At 70.5% G+C, this 25,754-nt stretch carries 26 protein-coding genes, 1 tRNA gene and 2 pseudogenes; 14 read left to right on the top strand and 15 right to left on the bottom strand.

What is annotated here, in order from left to right; genetic code table 11:
• The first annotated feature begins 125 nt into the window (after positions 1 to 125).
• Entirely contained in the window at positions 126 to 1,313 is a 1,188-nt protein-coding gene (locus E4N62_RS19280) for a cytochrome P450 (protein ID WP_230216317.1), read from the top strand.
• A 158-nt stretch (positions 1,314 to 1,471) separates the two neighbouring features.
• Here the strand turns inward: E4N62_RS19280 and E4N62_RS19275 are convergent, their stop codons facing one another.
• The 3 genes from E4N62_RS19275 to E4N62_RS19265 form a co-directional block, all read right to left on the bottom strand.
• Positions 1,472 to 1,690: a hypothetical protein gene (locus E4N62_RS19275; protein ID WP_230215979.1), complete on the bottom strand. Its 219-nt coding sequence runs from the start codon at positions 1,688 to 1,690 to the stop codon at positions 1,472 to 1,474.
• The gene (locus E4N62_RS19270; protein WP_230215977.1) at positions 1,687 to 1,884 is read right to left on the bottom strand and encodes a hypothetical protein; all 198 of its coding nucleotides are present in this window, start codon (positions 1,882 to 1,884) and stop codon (positions 1,687 to 1,689) included. The genes E4N62_RS19275 and E4N62_RS19270 overlap by 4 nt, the downstream gene beginning before the upstream one ends.
• Positions 1,885 to 2,174: 290 nt before the next feature.
• Entirely contained in the window at positions 2,175 to 3,512 is a 1,338-nt protein-coding gene (locus tag E4N62_RS19265; RefSeq protein ID WP_230215975.1) for a hypothetical protein, read from the bottom strand.
• A 180-nt stretch (positions 3,513 to 3,692) separates the two neighbouring features.
• On the opposite strand from E4N62_RS19265, the gene E4N62_RS19260 reads away from it, so the two are divergent.
• From E4N62_RS19260 to E4N62_RS19250, 3 genes are all read left to right on the top strand, one after another.
• Positions 3,693 to 4,124, top strand: coding sequence for a DUF6325 family protein (locus E4N62_RS19260; protein WP_268269603.1), 432 nt, complete (start codon positions 3,693 to 3,695; stop codon positions 4,122 to 4,124).
• Positions 4,125 to 4,156: 32 nt separating this feature from the next.
• Entirely contained in the window at positions 4,157 to 4,444 is a 288-nt protein-coding gene (locus E4N62_RS19255; protein ID WP_230215969.1) for an SHOCT domain-containing protein, read from the top strand.
• Positions 4,445 to 4,853: 409 nt separating this feature from the next.
• Positions 4,854 to 5,042 carry a hypothetical protein gene (locus E4N62_RS19250; protein WP_230215966.1) on the top strand — a complete coding sequence of 63 codons (189 nt, stop codon included), beginning with the start codon at positions 4,854 to 4,856 and terminating at the stop codon, positions 5,040 to 5,042.
• A 17-nt stretch (positions 5,043 to 5,059) separates the two neighbouring features.
• On the opposite strand, the pseudogene E4N62_RS49505 reads toward E4N62_RS19250, so the two are convergent.
• A pseudogene (locus E4N62_RS49505) lies at positions 5,060 to 5,125 on the bottom strand (hypothetical protein); the annotation flags it as partial.
• A 192-nt stretch (positions 5,126 to 5,317) separates the two neighbouring features.
• Here E4N62_RS49505 and E4N62_RS19245 point away from each other — a divergent pair.
• Positions 5,318 to 5,838, top strand: a pseudogene (locus tag E4N62_RS19245) (tyrosine-type recombinase/integrase); the annotation flags it as partial.
• A 111-nt stretch (positions 5,839 to 5,949) separates the two neighbouring features.
• Here E4N62_RS19245 and E4N62_RS19240 read toward each other — a convergent pair.
• The 3 genes from E4N62_RS19240 to E4N62_RS19230 form a co-directional block, all read right to left on the bottom strand.
• Positions 5,950 to 6,023, bottom strand: a tRNA-Pro gene (locus tag E4N62_RS19240).
• Positions 6,024 to 6,052: 29 nt separating this feature from the next.
• Positions 6,053 to 6,886, bottom strand: a complete 834-nt coding sequence (locus E4N62_RS19235) for a Pr6Pr family membrane protein (protein ID WP_230215964.1) — start codon at positions 6,884 to 6,886, stop codon at positions 6,053 to 6,055.
• Positions 6,887 to 7,132: 246 nt separating this feature from the next.
• Positions 7,133 to 8,065, bottom strand: a complete 933-nt coding sequence (locus E4N62_RS19230; protein WP_230215962.1) for a metallophosphoesterase — start codon at positions 8,063 to 8,065, stop codon at positions 7,133 to 7,135.
• A gap of 187 nt (positions 8,066 to 8,252) precedes the next feature.
• Here E4N62_RS19230 and E4N62_RS19225 point away from each other — a divergent pair, with 187 nt between their 5' ends.
• Positions 8,253 to 8,720, top strand: a complete 468-nt coding sequence (locus E4N62_RS19225) for a GatB/YqeY domain-containing protein (protein WP_033524585.1) — start codon at positions 8,253 to 8,255, stop codon at positions 8,718 to 8,720.
• A 405-nt stretch (positions 8,721 to 9,125) separates the two neighbouring features.
• Here the strand turns inward: E4N62_RS19225 and E4N62_RS19220 are convergent, their stop codons facing one another.
• The gene (locus E4N62_RS19220; RefSeq protein ID WP_230215960.1) at positions 9,126 to 11,438 is read right to left on the bottom strand and encodes a transglycosylase domain-containing protein; all 2,313 of its coding nucleotides are present in this window, start codon (positions 11,436 to 11,438) and stop codon (positions 9,126 to 9,128) included.
• Positions 11,439 to 11,992: 554 nt separating this feature from the next.
• Here E4N62_RS19220 and wblA point away from each other — a divergent pair.
• A complete protein-coding gene (gene wblA, locus E4N62_RS19215) occupies positions 11,993 to 12,331 on the top strand; it encodes a transcriptional regulator WblA (protein ID WP_033524587.1) in 339 nt (112 codons plus the stop codon).
• 214 nt (positions 12,332 to 12,545) lie between these two features.
• On the opposite strand, the gene E4N62_RS19210 is transcribed toward wblA, so the two are convergent.
• Positions 12,546 to 13,925, bottom strand: a complete 1,380-nt coding sequence (locus tag E4N62_RS19210; protein WP_230215958.1) for an ArsA family ATPase — start codon at positions 13,923 to 13,925, stop codon at positions 12,546 to 12,548.
• On the bottom strand, positions 13,922 to 14,899 hold the full coding sequence (locus E4N62_RS19205) for an ArsA-related P-loop ATPase (RefSeq protein WP_230215956.1): 978 nt from the start codon (positions 14,897 to 14,899) through the stop codon (positions 13,922 to 13,924). The genes E4N62_RS19210 and E4N62_RS19205 overlap by 4 nt, the downstream gene beginning before the upstream one ends.
• A 151-nt stretch (positions 14,900 to 15,050) precedes the next feature.
• Here E4N62_RS19205 and E4N62_RS19200 point away from each other — a divergent pair, with 151 nt between their 5' ends.
• The 4 genes from E4N62_RS19200 to E4N62_RS19185 all read left to right on the top strand — a co-directional run bounded on the left by E4N62_RS19200 (position 15,051) and on the right by E4N62_RS19185 (position 17,813).
• Entirely contained in the window at positions 15,051 to 15,209 is a 159-nt protein-coding gene (locus E4N62_RS19200) for a DUF4177 domain-containing protein (RefSeq protein WP_086785308.1), read from the top strand.
• Positions 15,206 to 15,673, top strand: a complete 468-nt coding sequence (locus E4N62_RS19195) for a RidA family protein (protein ID WP_184905352.1) — start codon at positions 15,206 to 15,208, stop codon at positions 15,671 to 15,673. Before E4N62_RS19200 ends, E4N62_RS19195 begins: the two co-directional genes overlap by 4 nt.
• Before the next feature lie 61 nt (positions 15,674 to 15,734).
• Positions 15,735 to 16,604 (top strand): NUDIX hydrolase, encoded by an 870-nt coding sequence (locus tag E4N62_RS19190; RefSeq protein ID WP_230215954.1) that lies wholly within the window; start codon positions 15,735 to 15,737, stop codon positions 16,602 to 16,604.
• A 378-nt stretch (positions 16,605 to 16,982) separates the two neighbouring features.
• On the top strand, positions 16,983 to 17,813 hold the full coding sequence (locus E4N62_RS19185; protein WP_230215952.1) for an MBL fold metallo-hydrolase: 831 nt from the start codon (positions 16,983 to 16,985) through the stop codon (positions 17,811 to 17,813).
• A 282-nt stretch (positions 17,814 to 18,095) separates the two neighbouring features.
• Here the strand turns inward: E4N62_RS19185 and E4N62_RS19180 are convergent, their stop codons facing one another.
• The gene (locus tag E4N62_RS19180) at positions 18,096 to 18,770 is read right to left on the bottom strand and encodes a Crp/Fnr family transcriptional regulator (protein ID WP_005476003.1); all 675 of its coding nucleotides are present in this window, start codon (positions 18,768 to 18,770) and stop codon (positions 18,096 to 18,098) included.
• A 275-nt stretch (positions 18,771 to 19,045) separates the two neighbouring features.
• On the opposite strand from E4N62_RS19180, the gene nth reads away from it, so the two are divergent.
• The 3 genes from nth to E4N62_RS19165 all read left to right on the top strand — a co-directional run bounded on the left by nth (position 19,046) and on the right by E4N62_RS19165 (position 22,445).
• On the top strand, positions 19,046 to 20,104 hold the full coding sequence (gene nth, locus E4N62_RS19175; protein WP_374117017.1) for an endonuclease III: 1,059 nt from the start codon (positions 19,046 to 19,048) through the stop codon (positions 20,102 to 20,104).
• A gap of 274 nt (positions 20,105 to 20,378) precedes the next feature.
• Complete coding sequence (locus E4N62_RS19170; protein WP_230215950.1) at positions 20,379 to 21,125, top strand: CoA pyrophosphatase; 747 nt, start codon at positions 20,379 to 20,381, stop codon at positions 21,123 to 21,125.
• Positions 21,126 to 21,245: 120 nt separating this feature from the next.
• Complete coding sequence (locus E4N62_RS19165; RefSeq protein WP_230215948.1) at positions 21,246 to 22,445, top strand: MarP family serine protease; 1,200 nt, start codon at positions 21,246 to 21,248, stop codon at positions 22,443 to 22,445.
• 68 nt (positions 22,446 to 22,513) lie between these two features.
• Here the strand turns inward: E4N62_RS19165 and E4N62_RS19160 are convergent, their stop codons facing one another.
• From E4N62_RS19160 to nhaA, 4 genes are all read right to left on the bottom strand, one after another.
• A complete protein-coding gene (locus tag E4N62_RS19160) occupies positions 22,514 to 22,693 on the bottom strand; it encodes a hypothetical protein (RefSeq protein WP_078853953.1) in 180 nt (59 codons plus the stop codon).
• A 141-nt stretch (positions 22,694 to 22,834) separates the two neighbouring features.
• The gene (locus E4N62_RS19155; protein ID WP_230215946.1) at positions 22,835 to 23,797 is read right to left on the bottom strand and encodes an alpha/beta fold hydrolase; all 963 of its coding nucleotides are present in this window, start codon (positions 23,795 to 23,797) and stop codon (positions 22,835 to 22,837) included.
• Positions 23,794 to 24,273 (bottom strand): phage holin family protein, encoded by a 480-nt coding sequence (locus E4N62_RS19150; RefSeq protein WP_230215944.1) that lies wholly within the window; start codon positions 24,271 to 24,273, stop codon positions 23,794 to 23,796. Before E4N62_RS19150 ends, E4N62_RS19155 begins: the two co-directional genes overlap by 4 nt.
• 51 nt (positions 24,274 to 24,324) lie before the next feature.
• Positions 24,325 to 25,728 (bottom strand): Na+/H+ antiporter NhaA, encoded by a 1,404-nt coding sequence (gene nhaA / locus E4N62_RS19145; protein WP_230215942.1) that lies wholly within the window; start codon positions 25,726 to 25,728, stop codon positions 24,325 to 24,327.
• Between the last annotated feature and the right edge of the window lie 26 nt (positions 25,729 to 25,754).

Below are 25,754 nucleotides of genomic sequence, written 5' to 3'. Positions count from 1 at the left end.
CGAACGTGACCAACCCGCCCCACCCGCCCCACCCGCCCCACCCGCCCCACGCGCCCCACAAGTCCAGCCCGTCCCACCCAACCCCGCCTCACCCGACCCCATCGCGGCCCTCGGCCACCGACCCCCTGCAGGACCCCACCTTCTTCGCCGACCCCTACCCGACCTACGCCCGCCTCCGCGACGCGGCACCGGTACACCAGGTGCCCACCGGTTCAGGGGGAGGAGGCCGCCACAGCTACGTGGTCACGGGCTACGCCGAGGCCCGCGAGGCCTTCACCGACCCCCGCCTCTCGAAGGACACCGCGAGGTTCTTCGCAGGCCGGCCGTCGCAGCGCGATCTCCATCCGGCCGTATCCCGGAACATGCTCGCCACCGACCCTCCGGAGCACGCCCGGCTACGGGCGCTGGTGACGAAGGCGTTCACCACGGGGGCGGTGGCGCGGCTGCGCCCCTCCATCTCCTCCCTGGTCGACGAGTTGCTCGACGCCTGGCCGGCCCACGGAACGGTGGACCTGATCGCCGACCTCGCGATGCCGCTCCCCGTCACGGTCATCTGCGAGCTGCTCGGGGTGCCCGAGTCCGACCGCGCCTCCGTACGCACTTGGTCGGGCGACCTGTTCGCCGCCGGAGACCCGCAGCGGATCGACGCCGCCTCCCACGCCGTCGGCGACTACATGACCGCCCTCGTCGCCGCCAAGCGCGCCGCACCCGGCGACAGCCTGCTCGACGACCTCATCGCCGTACGCGACGGCCAGGACCGCCTGTCCGAGGACGAACTCGTATCGCTCGCCGTACTCCTGCTGGTGGCCGGCCACGAGACCACCACCAACTTCATCGGCAACGCCGCCCTGGCCCTCCTACGGCACCCGGAGTCGCTCGCGCGCCTGAGGGCCGAACCGCAGCTCCTCGGCGGTGCGCTGGACGAGTTGCTGCGCTACGACTCGCCGGTCGGGATCGCGACGTTCCGCTTCAGCACCGAGGCGCTCACGCTCGGCGGCACCGAGATCCCCGAAGGCGTGCCGGTCCTCATCGCACCCGGCGCCGCCAACCGCGACCCCGACCGCTTCCCCGACCCCGACCGCCTGGACCTCACCCGCAGTGCCACCGGTCACCTGGCCTTCGGCCACGGCATCCATCGCTGCCTGGGAGCCCCCTTGGCCCGAGCCGAAGCCGAACTCGCCCTCCACGCCGTCATCACCCGCTACCCCCAAGCCGCCCTGGCGACGCCCACCGAAACCCTCCCTTGGCGCCACACCCGCCTGACCCGAGGCCTGGCGTCCCTGCCCATGACCCTCCGAGATCACTCCACGTGAGCGTGGTCTCAAGCCCTGCTCCATCCTCACAGGCGCCGGACCCAGGGCTGCCCCGCCCTGACGGCTCGGCGGCTCAGCGCCCGGTCTTCGCTGTCTCGGTCCGGTCCGAGCTCGGGCCGATAGCGGGCATTCCGAGGTCGGTGCGGGCCGGGGTCGTGTCAGGCTGCCGTCCGGCGCCGACGGCGGACCGTGAGCACACCGAGACCAGAGGCCACGGCCAGCACCGCGAGGACGGGAAGCCACATTGCCCCGAACGCGGAGGCCAAGCCAACGCCGCCGAGGACGGGGCCCGCACAGCACACCGCGCAGGCGGCCATCGCGGCCGTACCGGCGCCGACGACACCCCAGCCGCGTGACGGTCCGGAGGAGGAGGTCATGCGGTCACTCCGAACAGGTCGGCCGGCATGCCGGCCGTGCTCTGTGGCGCGCGGACATCCAGCTGGAGGGCATCGGGAATCAGGCGCAAGGTGAAGTCGAAGAACGCGCAGCAGTTCTGCTCCGCCGCCGCGAGGGCCGCGACCTGGGCCGCGAGCTCGGCACCGGCCGGGAAGACCAGCCGCAGTCGGGTCACACCTTCTTGACGACGATCGTGTCCGGGACCAGCTTCTCCAGGTCGTCGACGTCCGAGGTGAAGACGGAGACCTGCCCCTTCTGCTGTCGCGCGATGACGGCGAGCACGGCGTCGATCGCGTACTTGTGGCCGTGCGGCTTGGCGTCGGCCAGGAGTCGACGCGCCTGGCGGGCCTCGTCCTTCCCGATGTCGACGACCTGGAGCCGGGACAGTACCCAGTCCCAGCGCCACGTCGAACATGTACGACGGGCCGCACCGAGCGGCCGTGCACGAACCGGCCGGGGCGGGCGTCAACGTGCGGCGGCTTCAGTCCGTGAGTCGGCGGGCGGTGTGGAGGGAGCATCCAGGAACTCACGGATCGCGAAGCCCACCAGGGTGATCACCGCGGTCCACACCACGACCGCCGTGGTCGGGTAGCTCCAGGTGAACAGGACGACGGCCGCGATCACGAGGATGGCCGCCCCGATCCAGCGCTTGAAGCGATGGACGAACCGCCCGACCGCACCGAGGCGAAGTCCCGCCGATGCCGCCACGTCGCGCAGACCGCCGATGCCTCTCCGGCAGCCGGTGCGCGTGAGAACGGCGATCCGCGACGGGCCGCACAGGAAGGCGCCGGCGGCGGTGAAGAGGGCGACCGCGGCGAGCGCCCGCACGCCGGCCCGCAGGAACTTGACCAGCGCGTCGTACACGGAGCCCGCGGCGGCCTGGGAAGCCCCGGGAGGCAGATGGTCGAGATAGACGTCACGGGCGACGGTGAGGCCGATGCCGAGCACCAGCATGGCGCCGAAGACGGCCAGTGCGGCCCCGATCAACGCGTGGCGACGGTTGAACGCCACGTACACCCCGGCGGCCGCGATCAGCAGCGCGATGACGGGCAGCCAGCCGCCGAGGATCTCCAGAACTCTCACGTAGCTCTTGATCTCGCCGACGTCCTCCGACGCGAACACCACGAAGTCCGTGTGGACTGCTGGGATCTTCGAGGCAGCGGAGAAACCGGTGTCGACCAGCTGGTCCTTGACGTTGGCGACAATCGGCCCCAGGTCGATGACGACCTGGTTGTTCTCCAGCTTGACCGTGCTGTCGGACTGGCCCGTCAGGGCCTTGTCCAACGCCGAGTGTGCCCGGCGGTTGGCGTTCACCCAGACCGTCTCGAAGGCGCTGCTGGTGACCACCCGCTCCACGGCGCCGTTGACCAGCTGCTTGAGTCCGTTCTCGATGGGGCCGTCCAGATCGCCCAGCAACTCGGCCACCCGCGGCGGGACCCCCTGCTGCGCAGCCGCGTCCGTCAGCTCCTTGACCAGCGCGTCCACGTCGATCTGTGCCAGCACGGCGGCGGTGACCCGGTTGGTGACCGCCTTCTGCACATCGGGATCGCTCGCCAGCGGTCCGACGGTGGCGACGTAGCGGTCCGTGTCCTGCACGATGCTGTTCGCCCACACCGCGACGACGGACAGCAGCGACAGCAGCGCGGCGAGGAGGATCAGCAGGACCGAGCCGAGCGAGCGGAAGGGGTGATGCCGCGCCGCCCGGGGCGGTCCGGCACTCTCCAGCGCATTCACCCGCTGCCGCAGCTCGTCCAGCTCACTGCGCTCCCGGGCCGAGAGCTCTTCGTCACCACCTTCACTCATGGCCACCAGCAGATCCGTGCGGAGCGCAACGCGCGACCGGGGCGAACCCAGGCGGGTGACCGGCGTACCGAGGTGCGACGGGCACGGCCCGATGCTGCAATTGGAGGAGTGGAAGGGGGGTGTTACAGGGGGGAAGCCACGAGCACCAGAGGTGACGCCGTGAGCGACGAATCCGAAGAAATGGGCGAAGGGGGCCCGATCGACTACCTGGTCGTCGAGTTCCCCGGTAGCCGGATGACGGGCGAGGGCTTCCCCATCCTCGTCGATCTCGTGGACCGCGGCCTCATCCGGATCCTGGACCTGATGTTCGTCCGGAAGGGCGACGACGGATCGGTGACCGGTATGGAGATCGCCGACCTCACCGGCGACGGCGAACTCGACCTGGCCGTCTTCGAGGGCGTGTCGTCAGGGCTCTTGGGCCAGGACGACATCGAAGAGGCGGCCACCGCGCTGGAGCCCGGCAGTTCCGCCGGCATCCTGGTCTACGAGAACCTGTGGGCCGCACCGTTCGCCGCAGCCCTGCGCCGCGGCGGGGCCCGGATGGTCGCTTCCGGGCGGATCCCGGTGCCCGCCCTCGTCGCCGCCCTCGACGCGACCGAGGCCGCTCACTAGGCGGACCTCACCAGGGCAGAAGGGACACAGCCATGCCAGGTCTCATCCGCGGGGTCGCGCGCACCGCCGTCGTGGCCGGAACGGCCACCGCCGTGTCGAACCGGGTGACCCGCCGACAGCAGGGACGATGGGCGGCGCAGCAGAGTTACGAGGCGCCCTCACCGCAACCGGCCTACCAGGCCGAACCGCCCGCGGCTCCGGCGGGCCCCGACATGACCAACAAGATCGAACAACTCAAGCAACTCGGCGAGCTCAAGAACCAAGGCGTGCTCACGGAAGCCGAGTTCGAAGAACAGAAGCGCACGATCCTCGGATCATGACCGGCTCCCGGTGACGGCAGCACAGTGGATCAGCGGCTGCTGGCCCTTGGCCCGGTTGGCGTGGTGGTGGGACCGGTGTCACGAAGCGGTCCCACCACCACGCGCATTCGCTGGCCGGTGAGGTGGATGAGCACAGGTCGCCCAAGCGGTGAAGCGAGCGGCAGAGGGCTGCGTCAGAGGCAGACCTGGACGGCGATGCGGCGACAGGCCCCCTTGAAGGGTGAAGAGGCTGCCGGGTCCTCGTGCAACGGGCCATGGGCGTTGCGGAATTGCGGGGCAGGTTGCCCTGGCGGCGAGCCCAGATCTGGGCCATGCCCGACGCGCCCCACTGGTGCTTGTCGTTCGTGCGGATGTTGCGGGCCGGACCGTGGAAGTGGACTGGTAGCCCATTCCGGCGGCGAAGCCGGCCGTGTCGTCACTGGACCAGGCGCGCGAGGACCTGATCTTTCCGCTCCGCACGCAGAACTCGGCCTGCATGGATATGGTGCCGATCTTCACCCCGGCCTCGTACATCCGGTACGTCCGGGAGACCGTAGTGCACTTGGTCTTCGCCGTACCGGACAGGTCCCGGCTGTTCAGCGGGTCTCCGCAGACGTAGTCGTACGCCCTGCAGCTGCAGCCCTGCACCGGGTCGGTGCTCAGGAATCGGCCCTCGCCCGGGGAGTAGAGCCGGACGCTCATGAGGACCGCCCCGGACGGGGTTTCGGAGGAGCGCTGATAACTAACTGCCCAGATACCCGTAACGGGTGCTGCCGGTCTCACCGTTCTCGGTCGCCAGGACCGCGTCGGCGAGTTCGTTGGCCGTTTTCTCGTGGTGAGTCGGCCGAGGTTGTTGTCGATCCAACGCTGGGCGTGCTCGTAGCCTTGGGCCTAGCCCTCACCTGGGATCACGTCTTCCTGAAAGGACGCCCCGACCTCGACCCGCCGCAGCCTCCGCACATCGCCGTGTGGCGCTCGGTCCGGCGGACCGGGGGCACCAAGACCCGGAAGTCCCGGCGCACGCTCGCCCTGCCGGCGCGCTGCGTCGAAGCCCTCTGGCAGCAATTCGAAGATCAGGGCTGGGACCGGCTCGCCGCTGACGAGAAGAGGAACACGGACTCGTCTTCTCCTCGACTGTCGGCAAGCCGCTCGACGCGGCCAACGTCCGCCGCGCCTTCCGTCAGGCGCTCAAGGACGTCGACGGGGTCAACGCCGACGAGTGGACGCCTCGGGAGCTCCGGCACAGCTTCGTGTCACTGCTCTCCGACCGGGGCGTCCCGCTGGAAGAGATCTCGCGGCTCGTCGGGCACTCCGGGACGGCTGTCACTGAGGAGGTCTACCGTAAGCAGATCCGGCCTGTGATCCAGACTGGCGCCGTCGTCATGGACGGCATCTTTGGAGCCGTGCCGCAGTAGCCGTAGTCCCTCGGCACGCACTCAGAATCGATAGTCACGCAGTTAGACACGCAGCAACGCCAGAGGGCCCTTACCGATTCGGTAAGGGCCCTCTGAACTGCTATCCAGCTGTCGGGGTGGCGGGATTTGAACCCACGACCTCTTCGTCCCGAACGAAGCGCGCTGCCAAGCTGCGCTACACCCCGATTGTCGCTGCTTGTCGCGGCGACGTCGTTTACTTTAGCCCACCGGTGGCCGGAGACGAAATCCGGTTTTCGGGGTGCCGGTCAGGGCGGTCGGGGCGCCCTCGGCGGGGGTGCACCGGGTCGGGGCGGAGGTGGTCGACCACGACGATCAGGAGGGCGGCGGCGCAGAAGGCGAGACCCAGGAGGAGGGCGTTGCCGAGGACGCCCTTGTAGCCGTGGCGGTCGACGTCCAGGAACGGGTAGAGGTACGGGGCCGGCCAGTCGGTGGTCACCAGGGCCGCACGGCCGAGCGTGGACGCCAGATAGGCCAGCGGGTAGAGCAGCCAGGCCGCCGCGTTGATCAGCCGGGGTGGGGACGGGCGCGTCAGCAACAGCCAGTCCGCCACCACCGCGAGGGGGATCACCGTGTGGAAGGCGACGTCCGTCACGGCGAGCCAGCCTGTGGGCGTGACCAGGGTGCCCGTCGGCGACGTGGTCATCGAGAAGGTCGCCGGGCCGTTCGTCAGGAGCAGGTGATACACCGACGCCGTGATCACGGCGTAGAGAACCGTGCCGCCCGTCACCGCGGACGGCAGGGGGCGGCGGGCCGACCACGCGCGGCGGGCCGAGACGGCGAAGACCAGCGCCACCAGGACCGCGCTCTGGACCGCGAAATGGCTGAACGCGCGCAGCGGGCTGCCCAGCACCATCTCGGTCACCACGGCCGCTGCCGCCGCCAGTGCGACCAGGGCGCGGTACGTCCCCGCCAGTGGGCGTCGTGCCGGTGCCACCACCGCCGTCGCGGGCACGACGGATGTCACCGGGGCGGGGATGCCCGAGATCGCGGGCAGATCGGGGATGTCCCTGGGTATCGGTGCGGTCATGCGCTCACGCTAAGCCGACCGGACGGAAGGGGCTATTTAGGGTGATCCGTACGGGTGGGTGTACAGGGGCGGGGGCCCGTCCACGCCGGGCGCGGCCGACATGCCTCGCCGCGAGGCGGTCCCAACTCGAGCGCTGTCGGCCCCAGCCGCCAGGCATTGTCGAAGGTCCTCGCCACGGCCCAGCCCAGCCAGGCCCCGTCGAGCGGGCCCTGCCTCGATCCAGGCCCAGGCCCTGACCCGCCAGTCCTACGCCTCCTCCCGTCCCACCAGCGTCAGCAGGGAAGCCTCCGGCGGGCACGCGAACCGCACCGGGGTGTAGCGGTTCGTGCCGCAGCCGGCGGAGACATGCATGTAGGCGGTGCGGCCGTCGGCCGTGTGCGTGGAGAGCCCCTTGACGCGTTCCGTGTCGAGATCGCAGTTGGTGACGAGGGCGCCGTAGAAGGGGACGCAGAGCTGTCCGCCGTGGGTGTGGCCGGCGAGGATGAGGGGGTATCCGTCGGCGGTGAAGGCGTCGAGGCTGCGGAGGTAGGGGGCGTGGACGACGCCCAGGGAGAGGTCGGCGAAGTCCGACGGACCGCCGGCCACCCGCGCGTACCGGTCCCGCTTGATGTGCGGGTCGTCCAGTCCGGTCAGCTCGACCGCCATGCCCTCGATCTTCAGCGTGCCGCGGTTGTTGGTGAGGTTGAGCCAGCCGGCCCCGTCGAAGCCGTCCCGCAGGTCCTCCCACGGGTTGTGGATGGCGCCCACCACCGGCTTGTTGCCGTTCAGACCGTGCCGGCCCTGGACCTTCTCCAGGAGGTAGCGCGCGGGGTTGCGCAGCTTGGGGCCGTAGTAGTCGTTGGAGCCGAAGACGTACGCGCCGGGGAACTCCATCAGCGGGCCCAGCGCGTCCAGCACTTCGGGGACGCCCTCGGGGTCGGAGAGGTTGTCCCCGGTGTTGATCACGAAGTCGGGACGCAGCCCGGCCAGGGACCGCAGCCAGCGCTGCTTCTTGCGCTGTCCGCTCACCATGTGGATGTCGGACACCTGGAGTATGCGCAGCGGCCGCATGCCCGGTGGCAGCACCGGCACCGTCACCCGCCGCAGCCGGAAGGAGCGGGCCTCGAAACCCGCCGCGTACACCACACCGGCGGCACCGACCGCCGCGATCCCCAGAGGTACTCCGTATCGCGCTCGCATGCGTCCATCGTGTCAGACCTCGCCGAGCCCGAGCGCCCGCCTGTGGACAACCCGCGCTCACCACCGCCGATCGTCACCGGTCATCAACTCGCCCTGTGGACAACCGACTCCGGCCCGCGCAACCGATCCGCACACACCAGCGAAATCAAGGCGCGCTCCGCACGCCACACCTGCGACAATCGACGCCATGACCACGCTCAAGTCGAAGCTGCAGGAAGACCTCAACGCCGCCATCAAGGAGCGCGACGAGCTCCGCTCCTCGACGCTCCGGCTGACGCTCACCGCGATCACCAAGGAAGAGGTCGCGGGCAAGGAGAAGCGTGAGCTCTCCGACGACGAGGTGCTCAAGGTGATCACCAAGGAGGCGAAGAAGCGCCGCGAGGCCGCGGAAGCCTTCGCCCAGGGCGGTCGTACCGAGTCGGCCGAGCGGGAGAAGGCGGAGGGCGAGCTCCTCGCCGAGTACCTGCCCAAGCAGCTCTCCGACGAGGAGCTGCGGCAGATCGTCGTGCAGGCCGTCGAGGAGGTGCGGGCCGCCGGTGCCGAGGGGCCGCGCGCGATGGGCCAGGTCATGAAGATCGTCAACCCGAAGGTGGCCGGGCTCGCCGAGGGCGGCCGAGTCGCCGCCATCGTCAAGCAGCAGCTCGCAGGCGGCTGACGCTCCCGGCTCCGGCAGGCTCCCTGGGCCCCGGTCGGCTGCCGGCCTCCGGCCAGCCACGCTCCTCGGCTCCTGGTCGGCTCCGGCACCCGGTCAGCCAGGCTTTCCGGCTCCCCGGTCGGCTGCCGGCCGGCCAGCCAGGGCTCCCCGGCTCCCGGTCGACTTCCGACTCCGCCCCGCCCTTCCGGCGCCCGCCAAGCTCACCGGCTCCGGCAGCCCGATGCCCGCCCGGCGCCACGCGACCCCCGGCCCCCGGCCCTCCCACTCGGCGGTGGGGCGCCCCCTCCAGGGCGCCCCACCGGCCCGGCTCCACCGGCCGGCCGTCACCGGTCCACGAAGGTCAGCGAACCGCCTCCCGGACCCCGGCCGTGCTCCGGTCCGCCCGGCCGTTCGCCCGGCCGTTCGTCACCCAACCCCGCCGCCGCCGTTGCCGTTCCCGTTGTTCCCGCCGTTCCCGCCGTTCGTCTGGCCCTCGAACCAGTTCTCCGGGATGGTGAAGTCCGGGGTCGGGAAGCTGGTGCCGCCGTCGTTGCCGCCGATGAAGCCGCCGCCGTCGTCACCGTTTCTGTTGTCGTCGCCGTTCCCGTTTCCGTTCCCGTTGTCGTCGTCGTCCCCACGGTCGCGGTCCGGCCGCTCGTCGGGGATGTAGACGCGGTTGAAGTCGGGGCTCGGCTCGCCCGCCAGCGCGCCGGACATCATGTCGCGCCAGATCGGACCGGGAACCCGGCCACCGAAGACCTTGCCGTGCCATTCGCCGCCGATGGTGATGTTCACCATGCGGCGCTTGTGCGCGGGGTCACCGACCCAGACCGCACCGGCCATGTTCGGGGTGTAGCCCACGAACCAGGCCGCGTAACGGAAGTCCGTCGTACCGGTCTTACCGGCGCTGGGGCGGCTGGGGCCGAGGCCGGCCTCCCGGCCCGTACCGTCCTCGACCACGCCCTCCAGCAGGGTGCTGATCGTGTCGGCGGTCTTCTCGGACATGGCGCGCGAACACGTCGACTTCGGGACCTCCAGCGACTTCGACTTCTCGCCGACCCGCTGGGTGATGGACTCGATGGCGACCGGCGTGCAGTACATGCCGCGGGCGGCGAAGGTGGCGTACCCGTTCGCCATGGTCAGCGGGGACATCTCCTGCGTGCCGAGCGCGATCGACGGAGCCTGGTCCATCTTGCGGCCGTCGGCCCGCTCGATGCCCATCTTCTTGGCCATCTTCGTCACCGGGCAGATGCCGATGTCCGCGATCATCTGCACGAAGTAGGTGTTGACCGACAGTGCGGTCGCCTTCTCCATCGAGTACGGGCCGACCTCGCTCGCGCTCTCGTTCTCGAGCTTCGCGGCGCTGGTGCCGGTGCCGTTGCGCCAGGTGCCGCCGCCGCAGGTGGAGATCGGACTCGGGTACGCCATCCGGTACGGCGCGGGGTAGATCTTCCCCGGGGACATGCCGTCCTCTATGGCCGCCGCGGCGACGATCGGCTTGAACGTCGAACCGGGCTGGTAGCCCGCTCCGCCACCCATCGACTCGTCGACCGAGAGGTTGATCGACGTCTCGTTCTTCTTGGTGTCCAGGCCGTACGGCCTGGACTGGCCCATGGCGAGGATCTTGCCCGTGCCCGGCTCCACGATGGTGGCGGCGGTGGCCACCTCGTCCTTCTGCCGGACGTGGGCCTTGACGGAGGCCTGGACCGACTTCTGGGCCTTCGGGTCCATCGTCGTCCGGATCGTCAGACCGCCCTGGTTCCAGATCTTGACCCGCTCTTCCTTCGTCTTGCCGAAGATCGGGTCGTTCAGGAAGATCTTGCGGACGTAGTCGCAGAAGAAGCCCGCGCCCTTGACGGCGGTGATGCAGCCGTTCTTCGGCTTGCTGATGTCGAGGCCGAGCGGCTTCGCCTTGGCCTTGTCCGCGTCCGCCTGGGAGATGTCGCCGACATCGGCCATGCGCTGCAGCACCGTGTTGCGCCGCTTGGTGGCCTCCTGCGGGTCGTTCACCGGGTCGTACCGGCTGGGCGACTGCACGATGCCGGCGAGGAGTGCGGCCTCCTCGACGTCCAGGTCCTTGGCGGACTTGGAGAAGTACCGTTGGGAGGCGGCCTCGACGCCGTAGGCCTGCTGGCCGAAGAACGTGATGTTCAGGTAGTTCTCGAGGATCTTCTTCTTGCTCAGTTCCTCCTCGAGCTGGATCGCCTTCTTCAGCTCGTTGATCTTCCGGCCGAGGGTCTGCTGGGTGGCCTGGGCGACCAGCGTCGGGTCGTCACCGGCCTCCTCCACCGCCACGTTCTTCACCAGCTGCTGCGTCAGCGTGGACGCGCCCTGGGTGACACCGCCGTCCTGCGCGTTCCGGTTGAGCGCGCGCAGGACACCCTTGAGGTCGATCGCGCCGTGCTGGTAGAACCGGGCGTCCTCGATCGCGATGATCGCCTGCTGCATGTACGGCGAGATCTCCTTGAGATCGACCACCGTACGGTCGCGGCTGTACACCGTGGCGATCGAGTCGCCCTTGCTGTCGAGGATCGTGGTGCGCTGGCTCAGCGGCGGCTGCTTGAGGTTGGCGGGGAGTTCGTCGAACCCCTCGACGGAACCCTTGGCCGCGAGCCCCAGGGCGCCGACGGCGGGCAGGGCGATGCCCGCCATGACGGCGCCGGCGAGCACGCTGACACCTAGGAACTTGGCGGCCTGCTGTGTGGGGGACAGACCACCACCCGAGCGCTTGTTTGGCATGAGGGCAGCCTAATCCGTACCGATGACCGTTCCGAAGGAGCAGGTGGGTCCGGAGGGGTACGGGTGCCGGATCGTGACATCCGGGGTCCGGGCCCGCGGCCTGGGGCCCGGGACGCGGTGGGCGTCGGGGCGTGAAGGAAACATGAACGGCTGTCTACGTTCTCATTTTGCCGGACACGCGCGCAGGCCTTGGCCTAAGCTGCTCTCAACTGTCACAGCCGTAGGCCCTTGTATCAAGTACGTCCAGCGAGCCCGAATCGTTCTGACGTTCTTCCGATTTTTTTCCGGTGCCGTGTCCGAATCCACCTCGTGTGTCATTCGGTGTCCGTTGTGACGCATGTCAACTGTCCCGTTCTGACGGGATAGTCATGTATGTCCTCAGGTCACTCCCGCGGGTGATCTGCCGCTTACGCATAGTCCGTTCGGGCCATTCAAGATTGGGCCCGAAGGGGGTGTTGCGCTGTGCCCACCTTCCGTAACGTCCTCAACTGGCGGCGGTGAATATGCCGCTGCCGCCGTGGGGGAGCCTCGATTCGGGAGAGGACGGCGCCGGTATGGGCTGGGTAACCGACTGGAGTGCGCAGGCTGCCTGCCGCACTACCGATCCGGATGAACTGTTCGTTCAAGGAGCAGCGCAGAACAGGGCCAAGGCGGTGTGCACCGGATGCCCGGTGCGGACGGAGTGCCTGGCGGACGCGTTGGACAACCGCGTCGAGTTCGGCGTGTGGGGAGGAATGACGGAGCGAGAGCGCCGCGCACTGCTGCGCAGGCGACCGACCGTCACGTCGTGGCGCAGGCTGCTGGAGACCGCGCGCACGGAGTACGAGCGTGGCGCGGGCATTCTGCCGCTCGACGATGACGAGATGTACGAGAACTACGCGGCGGTGAGCTGAGGACGAGGCCCCTTCCGGGCCACGTCGGTCGAGGGCGCCCTTGAGGTGTCGGCGCGTCGGGCAGGTGTGCCGGCTCTCGGGTGCCCCGAGACGTGGATCGGCCTTGGGGCCGCGGACGGCTCCTCGGCCTTCCGTCACGTCAGTTCAGCAGTTCGGCCGGTCGGTTGCTGGTGGGCCAGTGGACCAGCCGGTCGGTTGTCGATGGGTCGGCCGGTCAGTTGTCGGTGGTGGGCAGCTCCGGCCGTATGGCCGCGAGTCGGTCCCCGATGTCCCGCAGCCCCGCCAGGTCGTGGACATCACCGGGCAGCGCGGCCACCTCGGCCACGGCCACCTCGGGATGCAGCGCGGTGAAGCGGTCACGCGTGCGCTGCTCGCGCGTGAGCAGACGCATCCGCTCGGCGTGCAGCCTGAGCAGGCCCGCCGTGAGTTGTTCCACCGTCAGGTCCGGGGCGGGGGAGCCGTCCTGCGGACCGGTCGTTGCGGAAGATTCTGAACTGGCTGAACTGTCGTACGTGTCGGGAGAGTTACGAACTGCTTTCCCGTCCATCTGATCCACAATGCGGGGCTCGTCAAGATTTTCCGCGGCGGCGAGCGCGCGCTCGGCGGACAGCTGAGCCGCGCCGCTGCCATGGACGCGGTTGAGCACCAGACCGGCCAACGGCATGTCCTCGGCCGCCAGTCGCTCCACGAAGTACGCCGCCTCACGCAGCGCGTCCCGCTCCGGCGCCGCCACCACCAGGAAGGCCGTGCCCGGTGCCTGGAGCAGCTTGTACGTGGCGTCCGCGCGGGTACGGAAGCCGCCGAACATGGAGTCCATCGCGGCCACGAACGTCTGGACGTCCTTGAGCAGTTGACCGCCGAGCAGCTTGCCCAGGACGCCTGTCATCATCGACATGCCGACGTTCAGGAACTTCATCCCCGCCCGCCCGCCGACCTTCGCGGGCGCCAGCAGCACCCGGATCAGCTTGCCGTCGAGGAACGAACCCAGCCGCTTCGGCGCGTCCAGGAAGTCCAGCGCCGAGCGGGACGGCGGGGTGTCGACGACGATCAGGTCCCACTCGTCCCGGGCCCGCAACTGGCCCAGCTTCTCCATCGCCATGTACTCCTGCGTGCCCGCGAAGCCCGCCGAGAGCGACTGGTAGAAGGGGTTGTTCAGGATCGCGGAGGCCCGCTCGGGGTCCGCGTGCGCCTCGACGATCTCGTCGAACGTGCGCTTCATGTCGAGCATCATGGCGTGCAGTTCGCCGTCCCCGTCGATGCCCTTCACCCGGCGCGGGGTGTTGTCCAGCGAGTCGATGCCCATGGACTGGGCGAGCCGCCGGGCGGGGTCGATGGTCAGCACGACCACCTTGCGGCCGCGCTCGGCGGCCCGCAGCCCGAGAGCCGCCGCCGTGGTCGTCTTGCCCACACCGCCGGCGCCGCAGCAGACCACGATGCGGGTCCCTGGGTCGTCCAGCAGGTGATCGACGGCCAGGGGCCGGGTCGGGCTGATCACGCGATGCCCGTCCGGCGCCTGGGACGGGGCGTGGGCGGGGGCATTGTCGCTGTCCTGGTCGTGCGCCGCGTCGCGCTCGGCGGCCGGGTCCGGAGTCATGAGATCCCTTGCTGACGCAGTTCCGTGGCGAGTTCGTACAGGCCCGCGAGGTCCATTCCCTCGGCGAGCAGCGGCAGTTCGTGCAGCGGCAGGTCCAGTTCGCCGAGGGCACCCCGCTGCTCGTGCTCCAGGGTGTACCGCTCGGCGTACTCCTCGGCCTGCGCGAGCAGCGGCTCCACCAGCCGTTCGGCGTTGCCGCCGCGCCGTGCGCCGCCCAGGCCCGCCGTGGACAGGGACTTGGCGACGGCCGTACGCGGCACCGCGCGCGCGAACTCCAGCTCGCCCGCGTCCAGCACCTCGGGCCGCACCATGTTGACGATGATCCGCCCCACCGGCAGCCTCGCGGCCCGCAGCTCGGCGATGCCGTCCGCCGTCTCCTGGACGGGCATCTCCTCCAACAGCGTCACCAGGTGCACGGCCGTCTCGGAGGACTTCAGGACCCGCATGACGGCCTGGGCCTGATTGTGTATCGGGCCGATCTTCGCGAGGCCCGCCACCTCGTCGTTGACGTTCAGGAAGCGGGTGATGCGGCCGGTGGGCGGCGCGTCCATCACCACGTAGTCGTACGTGAACCGCCCGCTCTTCTCCTTGCGCCGCACCGCCTCGCAGGCCTTGCCCGTCAGGAGGACATCCCTGAGGCCGGGCGCGATCGTGGTCGCGAAGTCGATGGCGCCGAGCTTCTTCAGGGCCCGGCCCGCCCCGCCGAGCTTGTAGAACATCTGGAGGTAGTCCAACAGGGCCAGTTCGGGGTCGATGGCCAGTGCGTACACCTCCCCGCCCCCGGGAGCCACCGCGATCTTCCGCTCCTCGTACGGCAGTGCCTCCGCCTCGAAGAGCTGTGCGATGCCCTGTCTGCCCTCGACCTCGACCAGAAGGGTGCGCTTCCCCTCGGTCGCGAGGGCGAGCGCGAGTGCGGCGGCGACCGTGGTCTTTCCGGTCCCGCCCTTGCCGCTGACGACCTGGAGCCTGCTCACGTATTCGAGCCTAACCAGTCCGCGCGCGGCATACGCGGGAGGCTGTGGACAACTTGCGCCCCTCCCGTCTGTCGGCCCCCGCGCGCCCCGTGCCCGGACGGCGGCGGAACCCGTGCCGGGCGGCGGCCGGGCAGCGGATAAAGTCGGCCACATGACCAAGTGGGAATACGCAACCGTGCCGCTGCTCGTCCATGCCACGAAGCAGATTCTGGACACCTGGGGCGAGGACGGCTGGGAGCTCGTCCAGGTCGTGCCCGGGCCGAACAACCCCGAGCAGCTGGTGGCCTACCTGAAGCGGCCCAAGCCGTGAGCGCCGTCGAAGCGAAGCTCGCGGAACTCGGGCTGAGGCTGCCCGAGGTCGTCCCGCCGCTCGCGGCGTACCAGCCGGCCGTGCGCAGCGGGGTGTACGTCTACACCGCCGGGCAGCTGCCCATGGTGGAGGGCAAGCTGCCCGTCACCGGCAAGGTCGGCGCCGAGGTCACCCCCGAGGAGGCCAAGGAGCTCGCCCGTACCTGCGCGCTGAACGCCCTGGCCGCCGTCAAGTCCGTGGCGGGCGACCTGGACCGGGTCGCGCGTGTGGTGAAGGTCGTCGGCTTCGTGGCCTCGGCTTCCGACTTCACGGGCCAGCCCGCCGTACTGAACGGCGCGAGCGAACTCCTGGGCGCCGTCTTCGGCGACAAGGGTGTCCACGCGCGCAGCGCGGTCGGTGTGGCGGTCCTGCCGCTGGACGCGCCGGTCGAGGTGGAGCTCCAGGTGGAGCTGGCCGAGGCCTAGAGCCCGCCGGGTTCGCGGAGGCTCACTCGAACATCAGCCCGTGACGAGTTAGCCTCCGCCCATGGCAAACGGGCAGTGGTATCCCGCCGAGTGGCCGGACCGCATCCGCGCACTCGCGGCCGGCACGCTGACACCGGTGACCCCCCGGCGGGCCGCCACCGTCATGCTGCTCAAGGACACGGCCGACACCCCGGTCGTGCACATGCTGCGCAGACGCGCCTCCATGGCCTTCGCCGGAGGCGCGTACGCGTATCCGGGCGGCGGAGTGGACCCACGCGACGACGACCACCACATCCGCTGGGCGGGCCCCACGCACGCGTGGTGGGCGTCCCGCCTCGGCGTCGACGAGACCGACGCCCAGGCGATCGTCTGCGCGGCCGTCCGGGAGACGTACGAGGAGGCCGGCGTCCTGCTCGCCGGGCCGAGCCCCGACACCGTGATCGACGACACCACGGGCGACGACTGGGAGGCGGACCGGGCCGCGGTGGCCGCCCGGGAGCTGTCCTTCGCCGAGTTCCTGGAGCGCCGGGGACTGGTCCTGCGCTCCGATCTCCTCGGCGCCTGGGCGCGCTGGATCACCCCGGAGTTCGAGGCCCGGCGCTACGACACCTGGTTCTTCGTGGCCGCCCTTCCGCAGGGGCAGCGCACCCGCAACGCCTCCACGGAGGCCGACCGCACGGTGTGGATCCGGCCCCGGGACGCGGCGGACGGCTACGACAAGGGCGAGCTGATGATGATGCCTCCGACCATCGCGACCCTGCGCCGGCTCGCGCAGTACGACTCGGCCGCCGCCGCGCTCGCCGCCGCCCCTGCCCGCGACCTGACACCCGTCCTCGCCCGGGCCCGCCTGGAGAACGACGACGCGATCCTCTCCTGGCCGGGCCACGACGAGTTCACCAAGCGCGTTCCGGCCGCCGGAGACCCGACATGACGGCGACGACGGCCGTTCGGGGCAGGACGGCAGCCCTTCCGGGCGGGATGGCGGCGCTGGCGGGGCGGGTGGCGGTCCTTCCGCGTCGGGTGGCGGCGTCGGCGGGCGGGTGGCAGCCCTTCCAGGTCGGGCGACAGCGTCGGCGGGGCGGGCGACAGCGTTGCCTGACCAAGCGATAGCGCTCCCGGGTTGGGCGGCAGCGTTGCCGCGGCGGGTGGCAGTGCGCACCGGGCGAGTCGCAGCACGCCGGGGGCCGTCGAGTGTTCGGTCCGAGTCCGTGGCCGCGTGCCTCGTACCGCCGTGTGGGGGTCGGGGCGCCGTCCGGGCCCGCTCGCGGCACCGTCCTACTTCTCCCCTCCCGCTGGAAGGCACCTCCGTATGACCGACGCAGCAGCCCTTCCCGGACAGCCCAGGGGCGGTGTCCTGTCCGGCCCGGCCACCGCCCGCGCCGTCAACGTGCTCGCGCCGAACGCCTCCGTGATGACGCTGGACGGCACCAACACCTGGGTCGTCTCCGAACCGGACTCCGACCTTGCTGTCGTGATCGACCCCGGGCCCCTGGACGACGCTCATCTGCGCAACGTCGTCGCCGCGGCGGAGAAGGCCGGCCGTCGTGTCGCGCTGACCCTGCTCACGCACGGGCACCCGGACCACGCGGAAGGCGCCGCCCGCTTCGCCGAGCTGACCGGCACGAACGTACGGGCCCTGGACCCGGCGTTGCGGCTCGGCGACGAAGGACTGGGCGCGGGCGACGTCGTCTCGGTCGGCGGCCTGGAGCTCCGGGTCGTCCCCACCCCCGGCCACACCGCCGACTCGCTCTGCTTCCACATCCCGGCGGACCGGGCCGTCCTGACCGGTGACACCGTCCTGGGCCGCGGTACGACGGTCGTGGCCCACCCCGACGGCCGTCTCGGCGAATATCTCGACTCGCTGCGCCGCCTCAGGTCCCTCACGGTCGACGACGGCGTCCACACCGTCCTCCCCGGTCACGGCCCCGTCCTGGAGGACGCCCAGGGTGCCGTCGAGTTCTATCTGGCCCACCGCGCCCACCGGCTGGCCCAGGTGGAGACGGCCGTCGAGAACGGCTACCGCACTCCCGGCGACGTCGTCGCCCACGTCTACGCGGACGTCGACCGCTCCCTGTGGCCCGCCGCGGACCTCTCGGTACGGGCACAGCTGGAGTACCTGACCGAACACGGCCTGATCTGACCGCTTCGAGTCGGTCCGAGGTCGACCCTGACCGTCTTTGCGCCTGGGTGTCCGTCTCCGGGCTTCCCGGACGCCCGGGGTGGCCACCCGACCTCAGGTCCCTCTCGGGCCCCAGAGGCCCCTTCCAGGCCCGTCCAGGGCGCCACGGAACGATGGGGCCCGCCCCGAGAACGAGACGAACCCCATCGAAAGACGAACCCGATCGAACGAAAGACGAACGGCGCCGCCCGGCCCGTGAAAGCCCGATCGAAGTGAAAACCCGATCGAAAGTCGAGCCCCGCGTCAGCGAGAGCGCTTGGCCAGTCGCTCCACGTCCAGCAGGATCACCGCGCGAGCCTCCAGGCGCAGCCATCCGCGCTGCGCGAAGTCCGCCAGCGCCTTGTTCACCGTCTCGCGGGACGCGCCCACGAGCTGCGCCAGCTCCTCCTGCGTGAGGTCGTGCACCACATGGATGCCTTCCTCCGACTGCACGCCGAACCGGCGGGAGAGGTCCAGCAGCGCGCGAGCGACCCGCCCGGGCACGTCCGAGAACACCAGGTCGGACATCTGGTCGTTGGTCTTGCGCAGTCGCCGGGCGACCGCGCGCAGCAGCGCCGCCGCCACCTCGGGCCGCGCGTTCAGCCAGGGCTGGAGGTCGCCGTGGCCGAGGCCCAGCAGCTTGACCTCGGTCAGCGCGGTGGCCGTCGCCGTCCGCGGACCCGGGTCGAACAGCGACAGCTCGCCGATCAGCTCACCGGGGCCGAGCACGGCCAGCATGTTCTCGCGGCCGTCGGGCGAGGCGCGGTGCAGCTTCACCTTGCCCTCGGTGACCACGTAGAGGCGGTCTCCCGGGTCACCCTCGTGGAAGAGAGCGTCACCGCGCGCGAGGGTCACCTCACTCATGGAGGCGCGGAGCTCCGCGGCCTGCTCGTCATCGAGCGCCGCGAAGAGCGGGGCGCGCCGCAGAACGTCGTCCACGAGTTCTCTCCTTGTCGACCTGCTCAGGGGATCTTGCTCCCCGTACTACCAGGGGACCGTGTTCCCCATCTTGCCGGACGGTCCAAACAGTGTGATCTGTCACAAGGATGCCGCACACATGTCCCGGGGTAAGCGTCAGGGGTCCAATTGGGGGCCGATCTTCTGGGCCCGGGGCGGATGTCGGTGCCGGGCTTTAGGCTGGCCGGGTGTCCAAATCGCCGGTGAGAGCGCAGGCCGAGGGGGCTGGACGCGTGGTTGTACGGCGCGATTCCGCTGTGGGCGAACAGGGCCCCACGGGAGCGAACAAAACGGCAAAGGCGACGAAGGTGTCCGATCCATCAGCGGCGGAGAACTCCGCCCGAGAGACCACGGCCCCGGCGAAAGCAGCCCCGGCGGGCCAACCCGCCCCGGTGGGCAAGCCGGCCCCGGTGAAGAGGGCCACCGCCCGGAAGGCGGCGGCGGTGAAGAAGGCGGCGGTGAAGAAGGCCGCCCCGGCGCAGGGAGCGGCCCCGGCGCAGGGAGCCGCCCCGGCTCGGAGAAAGGCCTCGGCGGCCAAGCCCGAGTCTCGGACCGCCCTCGTCCGCCGTGCCCGCCGCATCAACCGCGAACTCGCCGAGGTGTACCCGTACGCGCACCCCGAGTTGGACTTCGAGAACTCCTTCCAGCTGATCGTGGCGACGGTCCTGTCCGCCCAGACGACCGACCTGCGGGTCAACCAGACGACACCGGCACTGTTCGCGAAGTACCCCACCCCCGAGGACCTGGCCGCGGCCGACCCGCAGGAGGTCGAGGAGATCCTGCGGCCCTGCGGGTTCTTCCGGGCCAAGACGAAGTCGGTGATGGGGCTGTCCAAGGCCCTGGTGGAGAACCACGGCGGTGAGGTCCCCGGCCGTCTCGAAGACCTGGTCAAGCTGCCGGGCGTCGGCCGCAAGACCGCCTTCGTCGTGCTGGGCAACGCGTTCGGCCGACCCGGCATCACCGTCGACACCCACTTCCAACGGCTCGTACGGCGCTGGCGCTGGACCGAGGCGACCGACCCGGACAAGATCGAGGCGGCCATCGGCGCGCTCTTCCCGAAGAGCGAGTGGACGATGCTGTCGCACCACGTGATCTTCCACGGCCGTCGCATCTGCCACGCCCGCAAACCGGCCTGCGGCGCCTGCCCCATCGCTCCGCTCTGCCCGGCGTTCGGTGAGGGGGAGACCGACCCCGAGAAGGCCAGGAAGCTCCTGAAGTACGAGAAGGGCGGCTTCCCGGGGCAGCGCCTCAAGCCCCCGCAGTCCTACCTGGAGGCGGGCGGCATCCCGGCCCCGCCGCTCGGAGCCGCCGGATGACGGCCCACACCGAGCGCCCGGCCATGCCCGCCGGTGGCATCATCGGCGCCCACACCACCACACCCGACATCTCAGCCACGCGCGTCACCACACCCGGCCCCTCGGGCACGCGCGCCGGCGCCCACACCCCTGCACCATGCGCGCCGTTCCGCGCCCCCTCCGGACCGCGCTCTCCCCACCCCGCCTTCCGCCACCCACAAGTGGGATGCGCGGCCCAAGTGGAACGATCAGCGGCCCTCCGGGCGTTGGGACCGGAAGAACGACGGGGGTGGCTATGACACGCGCGAGCCGGACGGACGGCGGCACGGACACCGACAACGGGCACCAGACGGGGCGGCACCCCGCGTGGGCCGGGCCCGTCGCCCTGGACAAGGCGGGCCTGCCCCCCTGGCTGGACCCGGTGGTGCGCGCCGCCGAGACGGTCGAACCGCTGCAGCTCAGCCGCTTCCTCCCGCCGGAGAACGGCTCGGGGCGACAGTCGGCGGTCCTGATCCTGTTCGGCGACGGCCCGGACGGACCCGAGCTGCTGCTCATGGAGCGCGCCGGTTCGCTCAGATCGCACGCGGGCCAGCCGTCCTTCCCGGGCGGTGCCCTCGACCCCGAGGACGGCGACCCGGGGACCGACGGCCCGCTGCGGGCCGCCCTGCGGGAGGCCGAGGAAGAGACCGGTCTCGACCCCGCCGGCGTCCAGCTCTTCGGTGTGCTGCCCAAGCTCTACATCCCGGTCAGCGGCTTCGTGGTGACCCCCGTCCTGGGCTGGTGGTGCCGCCCCACCCCGGTCCGGGTCGTCGATCCGAACGAGACGGCCCGCGTCTTCACCGTTCCCGTGGCGGATCTCACGGATCCCGCCAACAGAGCCACCGCCGTGCACCCCCGTGGCTACGCAGGCCCGGCATTTCTGGTCGAATCAGCCCTGGTGTGGGGTTTCACGGCCGGAGTGATCGACCGTCTGCTGCACTACTCGGGCTGGGAGCGCCCCTGGGACCGCGAGAAGCAGGTCCCGCTCGACTGGCGCTCATGACAGGGTGTCTGCCGTGCTGCGTCTTCTGGGGCCTGTCGCGTCCCCCTGTCGCCGCGCGGCGGACCGGTCCCCCTGGTCGGCCTGTAGTGATCGCGTAGTGACGAGGCGAGGCTTGAAGCGGTGAACGTGCTGGACATCCTGTTGCTGGTCGCCGCCGTCTGGTTCGCGATCGTGGGCTATCGACAGGGCTTCGTCGTCGGCATCCTCTCAGTGATCGGCTTCCTCGGCGGCGGTCTCGTCGCGGTGTACGCCCTGCCCTTCATCTGGGACTGGATGACCGACAACTCCGAGGTCAGCACGGCCGCCGCGGTCGTCGCGGTGGTCATCGTGATCGTCTGCGCCTCCGTCGGCCAGGCCCTGACCACCCACCTCGGCAACAAGCTGCGCCGCTACATCACCTGGTCCCCGGCCCGCGCCCTGGACGCCACCGGCGGCGCCCTCGTCAACGTCGTCGCGATGCTCCTGGTCGCCTGGCTGATCGGTTCCGCACTCGCCGGGACGACCCTGCCCACGCTCGGCAAGGAGGTCCGCAACTCCAAGGTGCTCCAGGGCGTGGCCGGTGCCCTGCCCGCCCAGGCGGACACCTGGTTCGCGGACTTCTCCTCCGTCCTCACACAGAACGGCTTCCCACAGGTCTTCAGCCCGTTCTCGAACGAGCCGATCACCGAGGTCCAGCCCCCCGACCCCGCGCTCGCGAACAGCCCGGCCGCCCAGCGCGCCAAGCGATCCATCGTCAAGGTCATGGGCACCGCCCAGAGTTGCGGCAAGGTCCTGGAGGGCACCGGCTTCGTCTTCGGCGAGCGCCGGGTGATGACCAACGCGCACGTGGTCGGCGGAGTCGACGAACCCACCGTCCAGATCGGCGGCGAGGGCCGCAAGTACGACGCCAAGGTCGTCCTCTACGACTGGGAGCGCGACATCGCCGTCCTGGACGTGCCCGGCCTCAAGGCGCCCGCGCTGCAGTTCACCACCAAGGACGCCGTCAGCAGCGACGACGCGATCGTCGCGGGCTTCCCGGAGAACGGCGCGTACGACATCCGCCCCGCGCGCGTGCGCGGTCGCATCACCGCCAACGGCGCCGACATCTACAAGCGCGGCACCGTCCACCGTGACGTCTACTCGCTCTACGCGACCGTCCGCCAGGGCAACTCCGGCGGTCCGCTGCTCACGACCGACGGCAAGGTCTACGGCGTGGTCTTCGCGAAGTCCCTCGACGACTCGCAGACGGGCTACGCCCTCACCGCGGACGAGGTGGAGGAGGACATCGCCAAGGGCCGTACGGCCAACCAGCAGGTGGACAGCGACAGCTGCGCGCTCTGAGGCCGGGCGGGGCCGGTGGTGGTGTGAGGTCCTGTGCGGGTCGCCCCGGTCGGGATCGCCCGTACAGGTCAGGGACGGGGATGGCGCAGGCGGGCCGAGACCCAGCGGGCCCGGCGGCGCAGGATGCGCGGAATGCCCAGTCGGGGATCGGTGCCCTGCAGTTGCGGGCCGCCCCTCTGGTGCGAGCTCAGGCCCGAGGCCGAGCGGCGGTTGCGTGCTGCGTCACTGTAGTCGTGCGTCCAGCCCATACCCCGACGTGTGCCCCCGCCCCAAGGTCGATAACCGCCCCCACGCCCCCCAATTGGCCTATGCGCCGGGCAAGTGGCTGTTCGTGGAACAGGTGTTCACGTTCGGGTGTTCACGTTCGGATAGCGGGCGACCTGGCCGACTCACCGGTCGGGCTCGGGGTCCTTCAGCCAGTTGATGAGCTCGGTGGAGAACGCCACCGGGTCCTCCTCGTGCGGGAAGTGTCCCAGACCGTCGAACAGCCGCCAACGGTACGGCGCTTCGACGTACTCCCCGGATCCGGCCGCACTGCGCGTGCGCATCACCGGGTCCAGCGAACCGTGCAGATGGAGGGTGGGCACCCGGACCGGTCGCTTCATCCGGCGGTTGAACTGGATGCCGTCCGGGCGGGCCATGGACCGCACCATCCACCGGTACGGCTCGATCGAGCAGTGCGCGGTCGACGGGATGCACATCGCCCGCTGATACGCCTCCACGGCCTCGTCGTCGGGCAGCTTCGGCCCCGACCAGTCACGGATGAGCCGGCCGACCAGGGCGCCGTCGTCGGCGGTGAGCTGCCGCTCGGGGATCCAGGGCCGCTGGAAGCCCCAGATGTAGGAGCCCGCGGAGGTCTGCTTGACGTCGGAGAGCATGGCCGAGCGCCAGCGCCGCGGGTGCGGCATCGAGGAGACCGCGAGCCGCCGTACGAGCTTGGGGCGCATCACGGCCGCCGTCCACGCCAGATAGCCGCCCAGGTCGTGGCCGACCAGCGCGGCGTCGGGCTCGCCGAGGGACCGGACGACGCCGGTGATGTCGAGGGCGAGGTTCGCCGGGTCGTAACCCCGGGGGGTGCGGTCGCTGCCGCCGACTCCGCGCAGGTCCATGGCCACGGCCCGGAACCCGGCCTCGGCGAGGGAGACCATCTGGTGCCGCCAGGTCCACCAGAACTGCGGGAAGCCGTGCAGCAGCAGCACCAGCGGTCCGTCGCCCACCTCGGCGATGTGGAAGCGCGCGCCGTTGGCGGCCACGTCCCGGTGGATCAGCTCCTTGGCGCCGGGCACGTCGAGTCGTACGGGAGACGCGGGCTGATTCCAGGGGGCGGCCGGGGTGGTCGCGGGGTCGGTCATGACGTCGAGCGTGCCACAGCCTCGACGGCTCCGTCCGCCGGGGCGGTCCGACGGGGGTGCGGCTTGGCGTTCTGCAGCACGCCCGCCGTCTCCTTCATGGACGCGGCGACCTTCTGCGGGCCCTGGCTCTTCTTGGCCTTCTTGGAGAAGACGGCACCGACGAGCCCCAGCACGATCGCGACCACCACGTTCGCCAGGAACGACAGCAGGAAGCAGAGCGCGAGGTTCCAGTCGGTCCAGGTGTGGATGCCGTACGCCAGGGCGAAACTCAGCATCGGCAGGGAGAAGACCAGCACCGCGCCGGCCAGGGTGAACAACCCACCTCCGATCGCGCCTCGCTTGACGTCCTGCCTGAGCTGGGCCTTGGCCAGCGCGATCTCGTCGTGCACCAGCGCGGACATCTCGGCCGTCGCCGAGGCGACCAACTGGCCGACGCTGCGTTCGGCTCCGACCGGGCTGCCGTCGGGTGCGCTCATCGGGGTCTCCCTCATATGCGTTTGTACGGTCCTGTCTACGGTCCTGTCAGATCATGCCGGACCGTCGTCGCCGACGCCTGCCCCGCCCGCCACTTCGGCAAGCCTGCGATGTTCCGCGGCCTTGCGTTCGTAGATCTCCGCCATGCGCAGGTGGTACGCAGGGTCGTCCTGTTCGTAGATGTCGGGGATGCCGTCGAGGTCGTCATCGCGCTCCTCGGCGGCCCACAGTGCCTGGTACTTGGCGTTCCGCAGCTTCAGCAGGACGGTCGCCAGGACCGCCGCGACGAGCGAACCGATGAGGACGGCGGCCTTGACGCCGTCGGTGAGCACCTGGTCGCCCTCGAAGGCCAGTTCACCGATGAGCAGCGACACGGTGAAGCCGATCCCGGCGAGGGAGGAGACCGCGAAGACGTCCGGCCAGGACAGGTCGTCGGAGAGCGAGGCCCGGGTGAAGCGGGCGGTCAGCCAGGTCCCGCCGAAGATCCCGACCGCCTTGCCTACCACCAGCCCGAGCACCACCCCGAGCGTCTCCGGCTGCGTGAACACCTTCGCCAGCGCGTCGCCCGACACCGCGACACCCGCGCTGAACAGGGCGAACAGCGGCACCGCCAGACCGGCCGACAGGGGGCGCACCAGATGCTCGATGTGCTCGCCGGGGGAGTGTTCCTCCCCTTCGCGTCGGCTGCAGCGCAGCATCAGACCCATCGCGACCCCGGCGATCGTGGCGTGCACGCCGCTGTTGTACATCAGCGCCCAGACGACGAGCGCGAGCGGGACGTACACGTACCACCCGCGTACGCCCTTGTTCAGCAGCAGCCAGAAGACGGCGAGCGCGGCGACGGCGCCGCCGAGCGCGGCGAAGTTCAGGCCGTCCGTGAAGAACACCGCGATGATCAGGATCGCGAACAGGTCGTCGACGACGGCGAGGGTGAGCAGGAAGGCCCGCAGTGCGTTCGGCAGGGACGTGCCGATGACGGCGAGCACGGCCAGCGCGAAGGCGATGTCGGTGGCCGTGGGCACCGCCCAACCGGCCAGCGAGCCGCCGCCGGAGAGGTTGGTGAGTGTGTAGACGAGCGCCGGTGCGGCCATGCCGCACAGCGCGGCCACCACGGGCAGTGCGGCCGTCCTGGGGTCCTTGAGGTCACCGGCGACCAGTTCGCGCTTGAGTTCGATGCCGGCGACGAAGAAGAAGATCGCGAGGAGCCCGTCAGCCGCCCAGTGCGCCACGGACAGGTCGAGGCCGAGGGCCTCGGGGCCGAAGTGGAACTGGCTCACGCTCTCGTAGCTGTCGCGCAGCGCGGGGACGTTGACCCAGACCAGCGCGGTGACTGCGGCCAGGAGCAGCAGCACACCGCCGACGGTCTCCGTGCGCAGCGCGTCCGCCACGAAGGTCCGTTCCGGCAGGGAGAGCCGGCCGAGGACCTTGCGGGTGGGGGTGGTACGGGACGCGGCCACAGTGGGACCTCCGGTCGGTGGACAGC

This window comes from Streptomyces sp. MNU76 (assembly GCF_020982545.1).
Taxonomy (GTDB): domain Bacteria; phylum Actinomycetota; class Actinomycetes; order Streptomycetales; family Streptomycetaceae; genus Streptomyces.
Note: the sequence above shows the minus strand (reverse complement) of the source record. Positions and strands in the feature narration are given on the sequence as shown.